Source organism: Pseudoalteromonas sp. R86517 (assembly GCF_042466295.1).
Lineage (GTDB): Bacteria > Pseudomonadota > Gammaproteobacteria > Enterobacterales > Alteromonadaceae > Pseudoalteromonas > Pseudoalteromonas atlantica.
In genome coordinates, this window is sequence record NZ_JAXHCB010000001.1 from 92,153 (window position 1) to 107,553 (window position 15,401).

12 protein-coding genes and 1 tRNA gene are annotated in these 15,401 nt (G+C 39.7%); 8 read left to right on the forward strand and 5 right to left on the reverse strand.

The annotated features are described in order from the left end of the window. Positions 1-346 precede the first annotated feature (346 nt). The gene (gene proB / locus SJY38_RS00410) at positions 347-1,453 is read left to right on the forward strand and encodes a glutamate 5-kinase (RefSeq protein WP_004587658.1); all 1,107 of its coding nucleotides are present in this window, start codon (positions 347-349) and stop codon (positions 1,451-1,453) included. After that, positions 1,450-2,697, forward strand: a complete 1,248-nt coding sequence (locus SJY38_RS00415) for a glutamate-5-semialdehyde dehydrogenase (protein WP_004587657.1) — start codon at positions 1,450-1,452, stop codon at positions 2,695-2,697. The genes proB and SJY38_RS00415 overlap by 4 nt, the downstream gene beginning before the upstream one ends. A 46-nt stretch (positions 2,698-2,743) precedes the next feature. On the opposite strand, the gene SJY38_RS00420 is transcribed toward SJY38_RS00415, so the two are convergent. From SJY38_RS00420 to SJY38_RS00435, 4 genes are all read right to left on the reverse strand, one after another. Then, positions 2,744-4,969 (reverse strand): EAL domain-containing protein, encoded by a 2,226-nt coding sequence (locus SJY38_RS00420; protein WP_289106339.1) that lies wholly within the window; start codon positions 4,967-4,969, stop codon positions 2,744-2,746. A gap of 57 nt (positions 4,970-5,026) precedes the next feature. Continuing rightward, complete coding sequence (locus SJY38_RS00425) at positions 5,027-8,245, reverse strand: ATP-binding protein (RefSeq protein ID WP_377109059.1); 3,219 nt, start codon at positions 8,243-8,245, stop codon at positions 5,027-5,029. Beyond that, positions 8,245-9,507: a PotD/PotF family extracellular solute-binding protein gene (locus SJY38_RS00430; protein WP_377109061.1), complete on the reverse strand. Its 1,263-nt coding sequence runs from the start codon at positions 9,505-9,507 to the stop codon at positions 8,245-8,247. Before SJY38_RS00430 ends, SJY38_RS00425 begins: the two co-directional genes overlap by 1 nt. A gap of 154 nt (positions 9,508-9,661) precedes the next feature. Continuing rightward, positions 9,662-9,737: transfer RNA gene (locus SJY38_RS00435), tRNA-Ala, on the reverse strand. Between the two features lie 164 nt (positions 9,738-9,901). On the opposite strand from SJY38_RS00435, the gene SJY38_RS00440 reads away from it, so the two are divergent. Both SJY38_RS00440 and SJY38_RS00445 read left to right on the forward strand, forming a co-directional pair. After that, on the forward strand, positions 9,902-10,303 hold the full coding sequence (locus SJY38_RS00440; protein ID WP_138611310.1) for a hypothetical protein: 402 nt from the start codon (positions 9,902-9,904) through the stop codon (positions 10,301-10,303). A 1-nt stretch (position 10,304) separates the two neighbouring features. Further along, complete coding sequence (locus SJY38_RS00445; RefSeq protein WP_029772601.1) at positions 10,305-10,805, forward strand: prolyl-tRNA synthetase associated domain-containing protein; 501 nt, start codon at positions 10,305-10,307, stop codon at positions 10,803-10,805. Here the strand turns inward: SJY38_RS00445 and SJY38_RS00450 are convergent. Beyond that, the gene (locus SJY38_RS00450) at positions 10,772-11,917 is read right to left on the reverse strand and encodes an MFS transporter (protein WP_029772600.1); all 1,146 of its coding nucleotides are present in this window, start codon (positions 11,915-11,917) and stop codon (positions 10,772-10,774) included. The genes SJY38_RS00445 and SJY38_RS00450 overlap by 34 nt on opposite strands. 199 nt (positions 11,918-12,116) lie before the next feature. Between SJY38_RS00450 and SJY38_RS00455 the strand changes: the two genes are divergently transcribed. From SJY38_RS00455 to SJY38_RS00470, 4 genes are all read left to right on the forward strand, one after another. Further along, complete coding sequence (locus SJY38_RS00455; protein ID WP_029772599.1) at positions 12,117-12,656, forward strand: DUF2058 domain-containing protein; 540 nt, start codon at positions 12,117-12,119, stop codon at positions 12,654-12,656. Between the two features lie 160 nt (positions 12,657-12,816). Beyond that, positions 12,817-13,140, forward strand: coding sequence for a c-type cytochrome (locus tag SJY38_RS00460; protein ID WP_004587649.1), 324 nt, complete (start codon positions 12,817-12,819; stop codon positions 13,138-13,140). 166 nt (positions 13,141-13,306) lie between these two features. Further along, positions 13,307-14,074, forward strand: coding sequence for a class II aldolase/adducin family protein (locus SJY38_RS00465; protein WP_024031462.1), 768 nt, complete (start codon positions 13,307-13,309; stop codon positions 14,072-14,074). A 25-nt stretch (positions 14,075-14,099) separates the two neighbouring features. Next, positions 14,100-15,275, forward strand: a complete 1,176-nt coding sequence (locus SJY38_RS00470) for a mandelate racemase/muconate lactonizing enzyme family protein (protein WP_004587647.1) — start codon at positions 14,100-14,102, stop codon at positions 15,273-15,275. Positions 15,276-15,401 lie beyond the last annotated feature (126 nt).

Here is a 15,401-nt window from a genome sequence, read left to right on the forward strand (position 1 = left end):
GCTCCCATCGTGGCGGCTAAATCTCGGTCCTTAAGTCATCACCCTATCTGTTGGTGTATCTGACTTTAGAGGCTCTATGTATGTTGTTAACAAAAAGGCCGCACACAGCTTTTTACAGCGATACATAAACAACACTTTTTATTTTTATATTTAATAGACCTCCATTTATTTTGGTTGGTGCTGTTTCATGTCTTTACAAATCTAAAAGCAATTTTAGGTCGTGTATTTGCGTGCGTTTAAAAAGTGTATAAACAAACAACCTATTCGAAATTGCGTGTTTTATACGCAATTACCTAGTTTTAGTTCACACTATGTGAATGCAGATAAAATGGAAAGTTGAGATTTTATGCAAAAGTTAAATTGGCGTCGTATTGTTTTAAAAGTAGGTAGTGCATTAATTGCTCCAGATCAAGATGGGTGCCGTTCACGCTACTTATTAACCATTGCGCAATTTATTGTTCGCTGTCGTGCTCGTGGTATTGAAGTTATTTTAGTATCTTCAGGCTCAGTAGCTGCAGGCTCACACTTATTCCCATCTGACATTCCACGTTCAGTTGTGATGAAAAAAGCGATGGCAGCGGCAGGTCAAACTGAAATGATGGCCATGTGGGATCGCTTTTTCGATTTTCCTTCAGCGCAATTATTATTAACCCATGGTGATTTGCGTGACCGTGAGCGCTATGAAAGTATTCGCGAAACTATTTTTACTTTGTTAGAGCATGGTGTACTGCCTATCATTAACGAAAATGATGCTGTAACAACTGATGACTTAAAAGTAGGTGACAACGATAACTTATCGGCCATGGTAGCGGCGGCCGCTGATGCCGATGCATTAATGATTTTTTCTGATGTGGATGGGCTGTATGATAAAAACCCAAATTTGCACGACGATGCAGTTTTACTGCCTGAAATAAAATCAATTGATGAGTCTATTTATGCTATGGCAGGATGTGCTACAAGCTCTGTAGGAACCGGTGGCATGAAAACCAAAATTGAAGCTGCCGAAAAAGCAACGTCTCACGGTATTGCTACTTATATTATTAATGGCTTTAAAGAAGAAACCTTTAATAGATTATTGGCAGGTGACAACCCTGGTAGTGTTTTCCTTCCTTATGAAAAACCAATGCAAGAAGCTGTGCACTGGATGACGCATACAGCCAATGAGCAAGGTGAAGTAGTTGTAGATGGCTCGTTTGATGAGTCTCTTGAAGGTGAAAACGGTTGCATACGTGGCGACGAAATAATGGAAGTTCATGGTGAGTTTGCCATTGGCGATACCATTTTAGTTAGAAGCGAGGATGGCACACGTTTAGCAAAAGCCACCGCAAATTATAGTAGTTGCTTGTTAAGCTTTATTGCAGATAACGAGCAAAGTGAATTTAGCGAAAAAATGCAGGATTCTATTGGTCCTGTTATTTCAGAAAAAGATATCGCATTATTGGAGAAGTCATGAGTTTGATTACGGATATTTCACGCCAGGCAGCAAAAGCTGCAAACACACTTGCTTTACTCGACACCGAGACCAAAAACCAAGTGTTAACCGAAATGGCGGCAGCCTTACGCGCAGAAAAAGCATTTATAATTAAAGAAAACGAAAGTGATTTAAGCGCAGCACGCGATAATAACTTAGCCGCTTCGATGATCGATCGCCTTACGCTTAACGAAGAGCGCATTGAAGCAATGGCAGAGGGTATTGAAGTTATTGTAAGTTTAGATGATCCAGTCGGCCAGCTACGTGACATTACAGAGCGCCCAAATGGCATTAAAATACGTAAAATGCGTGTGCCATTAGGTGTTGTATGTATGATTTACGAAGCGCGTCCTAATGTAACTGCGGATGCAGGCGCATTGTGTTTTAAATCGGGTAATGGTGTTATTTTACGTGGCGGTAAAGAAGCCCTTAAAAGCTCGCAAGCCATTGCGAGTGTAATGCACGGTGTACTTGAAAAACATAACTTACCTAAAGCGCTGATCTCAGTTATTCCTGATCCAGACCGTGCGTTGCTTATGGAGCTAATGCAGCAACGCGAAAGTATTGATTTAATCATCCCACGAGGTGGCGAAGGCTTAATTAACTTTGTTACAGAAAACAGTACTATTCCTGTTATTCAGCACTTTAAAGGGGTGTGTCATTTATACGTAGATAAAGATGCCGACTTAGAGGTTGCACTTAATTTACTATTAAATGGTAAAACACAGCGCACAGGCGTATGTAATGCGCTTGAAGGGCTAGTGGTTCACCAAGACGTTGCTGATGAATTTTTAAATTTATGTGCCGTTGTATTGCGCCAAGAAGGTGTGAAAATTAATGCAGATGAGCAAGCCGCAAAATACTTCGATAATGCTACAGTACTTGCTGATAATGAATTTGGTGAAGAATACTTAGATTTAGAAATTGCTATTCGTGTAGTACCAAGCTTTAGTGCTGCTGTGGAGCATATTGCTCAATTTGGTTCAAACCACACTGAGGTTATTTGTACTAAAAACGATACTGCGGCTGAGCTTTTCCAACGCAGTGTTGATGCATCGGTAGTAATGGTAAATGCATCATCGCGTTTCTCAGATGGCTCGCAATTAGGGTTAGGTGCTGAAATTGGTATAGCTACAACTAAGCTACATGCTTATGGTCCTATGGGGCTTGAGTCACTTACAACTGAAAAGTATTTAGTTAATGGCGAAGGCCAAGTACGTAAGTAACGTACTTCATATATAAAAAAACGCCGATTGTTTAATCGGCGTTTTTTTATGCGTTTTGCAAAGTATGGTTTAGTTTTTCTAACCAGCTTTCTAATGGCTCAGGCCGGTGCAGATGGTACCCTTGTAGGATAACCTCAGGGTACTCTTGTAATAAGTCAAAGTGCGATTGATTCTCGACTCCTTCCGCTACCACTTCTAATTGAAACAACCTGCCAAGGCTGACAATCATATCAATAATTAATTTATCGTTGTTATCAGTGGGGGCTTCAAGCACAAATGAGCGATCTATTTTTAGCTCATGAATAGGTAACTGTTTTAAGTAGGTTAAACTTGAGTAGCCCGTGCCAAAGTCATCTATTGATACACGTACGCCCAGCTTTTTAAGGTAGTGTACGGCTTCAATGGCCGCTTCCATGTGATTAAGTAACGTCCCCTCTATTATCTCTATTGTGAGTTGCTGAGGATTAATATCAACACTTTTAATTTGTTGGCTTATAAAGTTTAAAAATCGCGGTTCATGAAAATGGCGACCGCTTATATTTACCGAAATATTCAAACTTGGGTGGCTGTATTTAAGCTTGGTAAGTAAATTAAGTGCATTAGTCGTAACCCAGCAGTCTAATTCAAAAATAACATCAGATTCTTCAGCTATTGATATAAATTCACATGGGCTTATAAAGCCTTTTTGAGGGTGATCCCAGCGCAGCAGTATTTCTGCGCCTTTTAACGTTTGCTTACTATCAAATTGCGACTGCAAAAATATGGATAGCTCATTTTGAGGAATGGCTTTTCTTAAGTCTTGTTCAATTTCAAAGCGTCGTTTAGCTTGCTCGCCAAATGTAGTATCAAAAAATGTAACTCTGTTTCCGCCTTTTTCTTTGGCTTTATAGCAGGCTGCTTCACAATTTCTGATTGTCTCAATAGCACTTTCCCATACATCGTCTCGCGGGAAAATATAAGTGCCTATACTAATTGTTAAGCTAACCTCTTGCCCATCAACGTCAAAAGGGCGGTTAACTGCGTTTAAAAGCTCTTGCGCTTTGTTTTCGGCGATTGATTGCGCACGTGTACGCCCAATTCCTTTATCTACGCTACATAAGGCGGCAAATTCATCACTGCCTAAGCGTGCGATAATATCTTTTTTATCTACATTGGCATGAATACGCTGAGCAAGCTCCTTTAAAATATTATCCCCAGCTAAAAGCCCTAAGCCATCATTAATAGAGTGGAAGCTATCAATGTCGATAATATAAATATAGGCATATGTTTTATCGCTACTGCAATCTTGTAGTTGTTGTTCTAACTGTTTTAAAAAGCCATTACGATTAGGTAGCTTTGTAAGCTCATCATGCCAAGTTAGGTAATCTATGCGCTCTTGCGTTACCTTTACGCTTGAAATATCACTAAAAACGCCAATGTAGTGAATGTTGGTGTCTTGCTCGCTTTTTACCATGCTAAGTGTTAATAGCTCAGGGTATAGCTCGCCATTTTTTCTTCGGGTTACAAGTTCACCGCTCCAGTAGCCCGCTTCGTTAGCGTGCTTCCATACTTCATCAAAGCTAATACTTGGGTGATTATTTTGTTTTATCTCTTTTAAATCCATTTCCAACGATTCAGCTTCGCAATAGCCGGTAATTCTACAAAATGATGGATTAACAGCGATAATCTTGCCATCGCTATTAGTAATTACAACACCATCGGCGGTACTAGTAAGTGCCTGGTAAAATAACTTTTGCTTAGATGACAGCTGCTTTAGCTCTTCCTCGCGTTGGCTTAACTCTTTTGCAAGGGCTTCTATTTCGAGTAATTTGTCGTGTAAGTCAAAGTTTTTTTCGATAAGTCTGTCTAGCATGCCTTGTGCAGTAATGTGCGTACGTATGCGCGCTCTAACCAAAGCTAATTTGTAAGGTTTATGAATATAATCAATGGCGCCCATTGCAAAGCCTTTCTCTTCAGACTCTACTTCAGTAAGTGCGGTGACAAAAATGATGGGAATGCCTTTGGTATTTTGCTTTGCTTTTAATCTTTTACATACTTCATAGCCATCCATGCCTGGCATCATAATATCGAGTAAAATTAAATCTGGGCGTGTGGATTCAACAAATACAAGCGCTTGTTCACCACTTGTTGAAATGCGTACATCGTAGTCTGCAAGTAGGCCCTCAACTAATACATGTAGGTTGCTAGGTTCATCATCAACAATGAGTATCAAAGGCTTTCGCGGTTGAGTTACTGCAGGTTGATTGCTGCCAGCGAGAAAGGTTGAATGCACACTAAATCCTTATTCTTTAATTACCCCTTAAAGTTAGTTTATAGTTGCCATAATTGTCTAGTTTTTATAGTTATTTCTGTATTTATCAATAAGTTTAATCACTAAAGCGTAGTTAAAGTTATCTATTGCCTCTTTTAGCTTGAATAATGGATGGGAATGATCGAATTTTTGAAGCGCAATTTCTCTAACTAATTTACTAGGAATAGGGCGGGCAGATAACGCTAAAGAATAGATTTCATCAATTAATGTATCTGGATTTTGCCCAGAGCTCATAGCTTCTGGCTGATGATTATAGGAGTTTGTTACCAGTAGCTGTCTGACTGCATAAAGTGCTAAGGTCAATTGTTCATTAAAAACACTAAGATCGGTGCATGCGTTACTGCTCAGTTCTAACTCTGCTTTTTTAGCGCTTTGCTCTAGTAGCTCTAACCCTAGGGTGCCGGCTAAGCCTTTTAAGTTATGCATCGCTCTAGCTAATGTTTTATGCTCATTATTTTTCAAGTGCTTTACAGCAACCTCCATAAAGTGGCTGTAATCGGTATTAAACTTAGTGAATATTGAATTAATGAGTTCATTATTATCTTCAAGATTAGAGCGTGCTACATCGAGGTTTAATGTACATAACGTATGGGTTTTTGTTAGATGCTTTTCTATGCTGTCACAAAGCAGACCAAATAATAACGGCTTGACTAAATAGTCATCCATGCCGGCTCGAATGGCGGCTTTTTTATCATTAGAAAATACAGCTGCAGTTACAGCAACAATAGGCGTTGTATAACCCCTTTGACGCAGTATACGTGTCGCTTCTAGGCCATCCATCACTGGCATTTGAATATCCATAAAAATAATATCAATTGTGTTTTCTTCTACTTTAATGAGTGCTTCCTCGCCATTACTTGCAGAGATAACAGTCATATTCATTTTAGTTAATAGTGCTTCAAGAATCTCTTGGTTTACAGGGTTATCATCTACTGCAAGTGCGGTGTAACCGGTAAACTGTGGGTAAGACTCTCCTTCTTTAAGCTGTGTTGAGTCGGGCAATAATAAACGCATTAACTGAGAATCAGTGTGAGTATTACCTATTGTTATAATATCAATATGATCGCTATCGGGGACTGCCTGCGGATGCTCTTGATCGTTAATGAGTAAAATAAGCAGTAGTTTGTGTTTATTTTTTTGTTTTTGTAAGTACAGTTGCTGCAAAATAAAATTATCTTTTAGTTCTTTGTGTGACAACGTCATGATCACAATATTAAAAGGGTTACTCGGTTGAGACATTTTTGCAATTGCACGTAGCGGCTCTTGGGTAATTTCTGCAGTAATATCAGCGCTACTTAATAACTTAGTGAGTGATTTTATTTGCTCAGTATCGGGAGTAATTAGTAAGGCATGCTTTTTAAGCGCTTCTTTACTCGTCATTTTAAACGGTAGTGTAAAATAAAACTCACTCCCGACGTGGGGTGTGCTGCGTACTTGTATTTCGCCGCCTAGTAACTTGGTTAGTTGCTTACAAATAGTTAAACCTAATCCGGTGCCGCCATATTTACGTGTTGTACTGGAGTCGCCTTGGTAGAACGAGTCAAAAATGGATTCTGTTTGCTCTGGCGTCATGCCTATGCCAGTGTCTTTAATACCAAAGCGTAACTGTATTTGCTGCTCATTTTGTGTTGTGGCTTCAATTGTTACGGTTACTTCACCGCGATCTGTAAATTTAATGGCATTACCTACACAGTTATTAATAACTTGGCTCAAGTGCAGTGGATCGCCTATCAGCTCTAGCCCTGCATCAACATGCAATACAAAATTAAGGCGCAACCCTTTTTGTTTAGCATTTACCGAAAATAAATTTTTTACATTAGAAACCACGGTATGCAAAGTAAAAGGGATTGATTCAAGCTTTACTTTGTCAGACTCAAGCTTTGAAAAGTCGAGTACGTTATTAAGTATTTGCAGTAAGTTTTGAGCACTTGAAAACGCTTTATCTGCATAGTGTTTTTGTTTTGCTGGAAGAGCGCTGCTTTGTAATAGCTGCAGCATGCCTAAAATACCGTTCATTGGAGTGCGAAGCTCATGGCTCATATTAGCTACAAAGTCACCTTTCGCTTGGTTGGCATTTTTTGCTTGGGTGATGGCAAGTGTAAGCTCTTTATTCATTAATTCCATTTTAGAATTAAGCGCTTGGGTTTCTGCTAGTAGCTCTTTTGTTTGTTTGTTTTTTAAATACAGCGCATTAGCCGCGGTAATAACCGAGTTAATTTCATTTTGATGATGCTCATCACTATTTAGTGTTACTTGCTTTTCATTACTCATATCATTTAACAGCTTAGTTAATTTCGCAATGGGCTTAATGACAGAGTTAAATATAAAAAAGGTAATTACTATTATGATAACAGTGATCAGCGCGGCAAAAAGGTTGGCCATTTCGGTACTTTTTAATACGTGGTCTCTTAGCTGCTGCTCGGTCTGGGTGAGCTTTTGCTTCTCTACATCCCTAATTTTTTCGGCTAGGTAAAGCAGCTCGTTTTCTATTCCTGTTAAAACTACATTTATCGAAAACGTGTAGCTACGGGTTAAAATAACTAATTGGCTATACGCTTGCTCAAGCTCGTCAGTATTATTAAGTAGGTTAACATTAGCGGTTTCAATACTCGCCAGTAGGGTATTTAAGTGTGCTAGGTTATCTTGCACATTTTGTGCTTCATCATAATTTGGCTTGTGTAAATAATTGGTTGTTGCTTGTTCTATATTGCTAATAGTTAAAAGGGTATTCACTATTTTATTTTGCTTGCTGGTTAGCGTGTTTTTTTTAAGCTCATTAAGTTGTGCTTTTAGCGCTTCAATAGGTTGTTTGAACTGTGTAATGTACAGCTGCTCTCGTTTGGTTCTGTTAACGACTACGCGATTAAATGTATCTTGGTAATTATTTAAGTACTCGTTAAGGCGCTTTATATTGTTTTGATAGTTTTCATCATACTCATTTAAATGTGTACTTAGCGTATCTAAATCCCTTTTTGCAGCATTTAAGTGCACATTAAACTTTTCAATGGTATTGCTATTAGCATGATCTAGATAAGCAATAGCTTGGCTTTGTAAAGAAATCACATCGTTTTCTAAACGGGTAACGGACTCGCTTTGTAATAAAGCTTTGTGCTGCGCATTTTGCAGCTCAAAAAGTGATTTTTGCGAATAATTGAATAGGTAACTTTGCAAAATTAATAAAGTAATTAATACGCATAGGGCAATTATTATTTTTGATTTTATTGAACGGGTTATCATTATCTGCTTATTAACTCATACCATTTTTGCAAGCTGTAATCGTAAGTCGGCATAACGCTATTCCAAACAGCTACATTGCTTAAGCGTTTTAAATAGCTACCACCATTTCGCTGCTCGCCGGCTTTTACTGCGACTTGTTTTTGGGGGTTTAGTAAGTCAACCGTAGTGGGCTTGCCTAAGTACCAGTAATCCCATTCACTTGGTGAAAGCATTGCTTTTGAGCGCTGTGGATTACTAATGTAATACCCTTGGCGAGCAATAAATGCGCCGGCCCAACCCGAAAGCCACCAGTTCATGTAATCGTATGCGGCATCTTTTTGGTTATTATTAACCTGTGACGATAAGCACATTACCCCATGCCAGCCACGATAGCCCTCTTTTGGGGCGGCAAATCGCACGTTAACATTTTGGCTATTGAGCGCGGCCACAGCGGGGGAAAACATACTTTCTATGTGCACGCGTTGGCTTTTCATAAATTCAACAGACTCTGGCACCGAGTTCCAATAACCTGCAAAATGCCCTTGGCGTTTATAGTCAATTAAAATACTAAATAAACGGTCAAGCTCGGAGCGAGTAATCGCACCAATATCTTTAAATGTTATAAACCCTTTGCTTTGTGCTGCCAAGGCAAGGTCAAATAAGCCAATTGTGGGTGCATTTACAATACCTACTTTACCTCGGTGGGCATCATCAAGTAACCAGCCCCAGCTTTCAGTTTCGTAGGCAATACCAGGTTTTATTTTGGCGGTGTTATAGCCAAAAGAGTCAACATTATGTACATAAGGTAAAAAGCTAATGTAATCGCTTTCGTTTGCGCTTAGTGTGCCGTCCTCTTGTACGTTGAGTAATTTATAAGGGGCGTCGCCTGCACCTAATTTTGCATCGGGAGTGAGTTTCCCTGTTTTGGTAAGAGAATTTATTTCATTAAAGTAGGTTAGCCGTTTTTTTTCTATGGGCTGAATAGACCCCGCCCGCCAAAGCACATTTATACTGTTTGACCATTGCTCATATAAATCAAATGAGCCAGGGTCCATGGAGGCTTTTTGTAATACGGCAGCACTACCTGCAGGGGAAAATTCTATATTTATGCCTAAATCAAGCATTGCTTGTTTACGAATGGCTTCTTGTAGCGTTACATGTGTTCCTAAGACTCTTAGGGTTACTTTTTTTCGGGCAAACACATAAGGTACATGCGTAACTACGCCGGCGGTTAAACCGATGACAGCGAGCTTTTTTAATGTGGTGCGTTTAGGGGTATCCATTGTTTAAGCCAAAAGTATCACTGCTACAGATGAGATAATTTATAGCCAACAAAGACTAAACAAACAAGGAATGAGCAAATATAAAAGTTATTGTGTAGAAGATAAAAGAATAATAAGACGATGAAAAATAGGAAGTAATAGAAGAGTAGGAAAGTGGTGGAGCTAAGCAGGATCGAACTGCTGACCTCCTGCGTGCAAGGCAGGCGCTCTCCCAGCTGAGCTATAGCCCCACATTCCTAAATTACATAGTTGTAATTACTTGGCTGCTGAGTTCCAAGCGGGGTGAACTTTAAATATTTTTATAAATTTGGTCAAGTATTTTTTAGCAATATTTAACTGTTATCGTTTATTTTTGATAGACTCGAGAAAAATACCTCGCGAAACGACAAAAACAATGAAAAAAAGTATTTGTATACTTGCTTTGCTACTTGCAGGGTGTGCCAGTAATGAAGCGCCTCCTTATGAAATAAATAACAAGCAGTTTTATGAGAACCTGGATGAGCAAGGTAACAAAATATTTGCTTATGTTGTATCGGTAAAGGCTGAGCATCGCAGTAACATAAACTTAAATAACGGCGGGCGAGGCGAAAAAAGACCGAGCCGCTCTGATGTAAAACGTTACATAGAACAAGAACACTTCGAAGACTCTAGTGTGTTAAAACTTAAGCTTGAGGATGAAGCCGTCAGGTTTTTAAACGAAACCCTCAGTGAAAATAACTATTGTGAAAATAAACACGAAATTACACAAGTACTATGGCGTGACTTAAGTGTGCAGCTAAGAGGGCGTTGTTTGTAGTATGTTGGCCGATAAAGAAAAGCTTGCGCAGTTGTTAGCGCAATTAGGTATAAATTACGATGTAATAGAACACCCTGCGTTACATACCAGTTTAGATGCTGATGCATTTATGGTGGAGCGCCCAGGTACGCGACTTAAAAACTTGTTTTTGCGTGATAACGAGGGCAAAAAGCACTTTTTAGTAATTACCGCACACGACAAACAGCTCGATTTAAAAACCCTATCTAAGCAACAGGGGCTTTCTCGGTTGGGGTTTGCCTCTAGCGAGCGGTTAGCACGTTATTTAAAAGTGGCGCCCGGGTGTGTGTCTATGCTTGCTTTAGCAAACGATAAACAAAGCAATGTTACTTTGTGGCTTGATCAAGATATTTGGTTTAACGAGCTGTTTCATTGTCACCCGTTTGAAAACACTCAAACTTGGCTGCTTTCAAAAAATGATTTAAATACCTTTTTTGAGCATACAGGGCATCAGCCTCGGGTAATGTTTTTACCTTCTCGATAGCCTAAAGTGACTAAGACTAAACCAATAAAACACACACTCAGTAAGCAAAGCATAAATGCAGTTTGCCCTGAGTGTTGATAAACAATACCTGGCAATAACGAGCCCAGCGCCCCACCACTATAATAAAACGATACATACCCGCCATTTGTTACACTTGCAGGCGCTTTGCTAATCTTGTTAACAAGCGGAGCAGCGCTTGAGTGTATAACAAACATAGCAGCACAAAATAACGTAAACGCGATTAAAAACACACTCAGTTGCTGGCTTATAAGTAATACAATGCTTAAGTTATACACGATAAAAACCGCAGCAAGTAAATGCCAAGCTGAAGGCACTTTTTTAGCAAGCCAAGGTGTTGCAATAGATGCTAAAGCACCGATTAAGTAGCCGCTGTACACTAAGCCAATATCGCGTGTGTTTGTAATTAAAAAGGTGTTTTGCAAAATAAACGGTAGGTAATTTAATAAGGCTGCAAAGCAAAAAAACATACAAAAAACGGCGCCATACAATTTTAGTACTGCCGCATCTTTTAGCTGCTTAATATACGTTAACGGCGTAAGTGCTGACTGATTAGATACCACAAAGCCCGTGGGCTTTATACTTATAGCCAGGCCAATAAGCACAATCGAAATAACATAATAAAAACTTTGCCAATGCCATACATCACTAAATAAAGCGGCCAATACTCGGCCAAAGTAGCCCCCAGCTATGGTACTGCCTATGTATAAGGTCATATTTTTTTGTAAGGCATCTGCGCTGTAACGTATACCAATAAAGCTTGTCATCGCGGTAAGCGCGGCAGGTAAGGTTAAGCCTTGTATAAAACGCACCAAAAGTAATAGCTCAAAACTTGGCGCTACTGTAAACAGTATGCAGCTCACTCCTAAAATAAACATAGCAATACGTAAAATAATAAGCGGGTTTTGCTTGGCTAAAAATAGCCCATAAACCAAAGGCGCAATTGCTAAAGGCAGCATGGTTACGCTCATTAAGCTGCCGGCAAGCGCAGGGGGAACGTTAAATTCGCTAGCAAATAAGCTCAATAAAGGCTGAGGTGCGTACAGCACAAAAAATATAAACACCGAGCAAATAAGTAAGTGAGCAAAACGCATTGTAGGGCTTAAAACATAAGCTGATAAGTTAGCCAAAGTATATGAAAAATGGCTTATATTTCATAGGTTAAATCATTAACAATTGCGCTAAATCAAAGTGTATATTCAGCCCTTTGCTAGATTAATGCTAATAGCACTGTTATTTGTACTCGTTGGTGATTAAAATAAACCTAATATAAGTTTTTAGTGGAACAAAGCCATGGGTTCATTACAAGACCAATTGCTGCAAGCAGGGTTAACAACATCGCACAAAGCTAAAGTTGCTAAGTCAGAAAAACGTAAGCAACAAAAAAAGCAAAAAAAAGGGGCTACCAGTAACCCAAGCGATCTGCAAAAGCACATACAGCAAACTAAATTAGAGCAGCAAAAAAAGGCTGAAGAACTTAACCAGTCGCGCCATGAAGAGCTTAAGCAACGTGAGCAAGTTGCTCGTGTTAAGCAAATACTTGAGCATCATAACCAAGACTCTATCCGCGGTGAGCGTACCTTTAATTTTACTTACGATAACAAAGTAAAAGGGATAGACGTAAACGAGAAAACTCAAAAAGCGTTATCGGGTGGTCGTTTAGCTATTTGTGTACTGGAAGGGCAGTTTTACGTACTCGATGATGAGCCGGCGCGTAAAGTCGCAGAAGTTGATGAAAAGTACATTGTTTTTCATGTTGAACCTGAAAACAAACCAAAAGATGAAGACGACCCATATGCAGACTTTGAAGTACCAGATGATTTAGTATGGTAAGTGTCTGTTCAGTATTGTTTGCTAAAGTTAACAACAATGGCTGAAAACTTAGTCATGTTTGTTTGATCGCCTAACGTAAATTGATACGTATGCTTTTTACTAGATTGTTTACTACAATCAATAGACTATTTTCTAACCGTCAAAAAGAAGAGTGAATATAATGAGCAAGATGAAAGCACTAATAGTAGGCGCGGGTATTAGTTTAGCCGCAAGTTTTTCGTTTAACGCCGCCGCTGCTGATGGCGAAGCCCTTTACACCCAAAAAATGTGTCAAACATGTCACGGTGCAGAAGGTAAAGCACCTATTATGGGCGCATACCCTAAAATTAATGGTCAAAACAAAGACTATTTAGTGGCCCAAATGAAAGATATTAAATCGGGCGCGCGTAGCAATGGTATGACTGCTGCAATGAAAGCAATGGTTGCAACGGTAACGGACGAAGAGTTTGAAGCAATTGCTGACTACCTTTCAAAGGTAAAATAAAGCACCGCGTTTAAAAACGTATTATCGTTTTAAATTAAAGCGCAGCGTAAACAGCCACACAATTGTGTGGCTGTTTTGTTTGTGTTTGCTATAAAATTAATACTGCTTTAGACTTCTAAACATCTATTCGTACTTGTGTTGTTGTACGTATTTTAAAAGGCTGATTATGATTGATTTACCCCAACTAGATTTAAAAAATAAAGTGTCGGAGCAAGAGTGGCAATTGCGCGTAGATTTAGCAGCTTGCTACCGATTAGTAGAGCATTTTCGTTGGGGGGATTTAATATACACGCATTTATCGGCACGTTTACCTGGCACGGATCACTACCTTGTAAATGCGTTTGGCTTAACGTTTGACGAAGTAACTGCATCAAACCTAGTAAAGGTTGATTTGCACGGCAATATTATTGACGACACCCCCTTTAGCATTAACCCAGCAGGTTTTACTATCCATAGCGCAATTCACGAAGTGCGTGAAGATGCTCATTGTGTTATTCACTTACATACTAAAGAAACCATTGCCGTTGCTACACAAAAAAATGGCCTATTGCCACTAAGCCAATACTCTATGTTTTCGCTCCCTTCGCTGTCGTACCATGGCTATGAAGGGCTGGCTGTAAATGATGACGAGCGCAAAGTATTACAAGATGATTTAGGCAATACCAATCATATGCTATTGGTAAATCATGGTGGCTTAACCGTAGGCCCAACCGTAGGCGATGCCTTTATGCGTTTTTATGACTTGCAACGTGCCTGCGAAATTCAGCTTGCATTACAAGCCAGCTCACAAGAGGTTATTCCGGTGCCGCAGCCAATTATCGACAATATTTATAACCAAGCTAATGTGGTACATAGCGGCAGCACAGGTGGGCAATTAGCGTGGCCTGCCATGTTACGAAAAGCGTACCGACTTGATCCCAGTTTTGCACAATAGCCTGCGTGGCTAATAAGGAATTTTAATGAAAGTAAATCGCGTAGAAGTATTTGATATTCATTGCCCAGAGCGTCCAGCCTGGACGCCGGTTTTTGTACGTATTCATACCGATGAAGGTATTAGTGGTGTAGGTGAGGCTGGTTTGGCTTACGATTTAGGCCACAGCGCAGCAGCAGCAATGATAAAAGAAATGGCTGATGCTTTTTTAATTGGGCACGACCCGTTTCAAACCGAAAAGTTATGGTCGCGTATGTTACGCGAAAGCTTTTGGGGTTTAGGTGGCGGCCCTGTTGTTTATGCAGCAATGAGCGCCATAGATACAGCACTTTGGGATATAAAAGGTAAAGCACTTGGTTTACCGGTATACCAATTACTGGGCGGCAAAGTAAACGATAAGCTACGTACTTATGCATCGCAGCTACAGTTTGATTGGGACAGCGAATTTAAAGCGTTAGTACAACCGCAAGAATACGCAGAAGCGGCGTTAAAAGCGATTGGCGAAGGTTATGATGCAGTAAAAGTTGACCCTATCCAATACGATAAAGACGGCAATACGTATTACGACCGTACTAAAATAATTTCTCGTGGTGAAATGAAGCTATACCGTGCTCGTATGCAAGCTATACGTGAAGCAGTTGGTGATGAAGTGGATATTATTTTTGAGTGCCACAGCTTACCTGGCGCGACCTCTGCTATACAAATTGGTGAAATAGCCGAAGAGTTTGATTGCATGTACTACGAGGAGCCAGTTAACTACTTAAACCATTCTTTACATGCAAAAGTAGCAGATAAAGTGGCAGTGCCAATTGCAGGCGGTGAGCGTTTATACAACCGCTGGGGTGTGCGTCCTTATTTAGAAGATCAAAGCATTGATGTACTACAACCCGATATCGGTTTATGTGGTGGCTTTACTGAAACTAAAAAAGTATGTGACTACGCCGATATTTTTGATGTGCGTATTCAGGCGCATGTATGTGGCGGGCCTGTTGCTACAGCTGCATCGCTTCATTTAGAAACCGCTATTCCTAACTTTTTGATTCATGAGCATCATACTTATGCCATTAAAAAGTGGAACCGAGAGCTGTGCTTACAAGATCCACAACCAAAAAATGGCTTTTTTGAAGTATCAGAAGAGCCAGGCTTAGGCATTGAATTAAATGATGAGATTGTTATGCGCTCGCAGCGTGTAGAAATTAAATAATTTAAGCTTTATTTAAAGAGCGTTATTTAAATGCTATTGTTTAAAGTAAAGGCCGGTAAGTGATAACTCACTTACCGGCCTTTTTATAGCTGTGTTTATCTAATACCTATGAGCAATACCATTTGA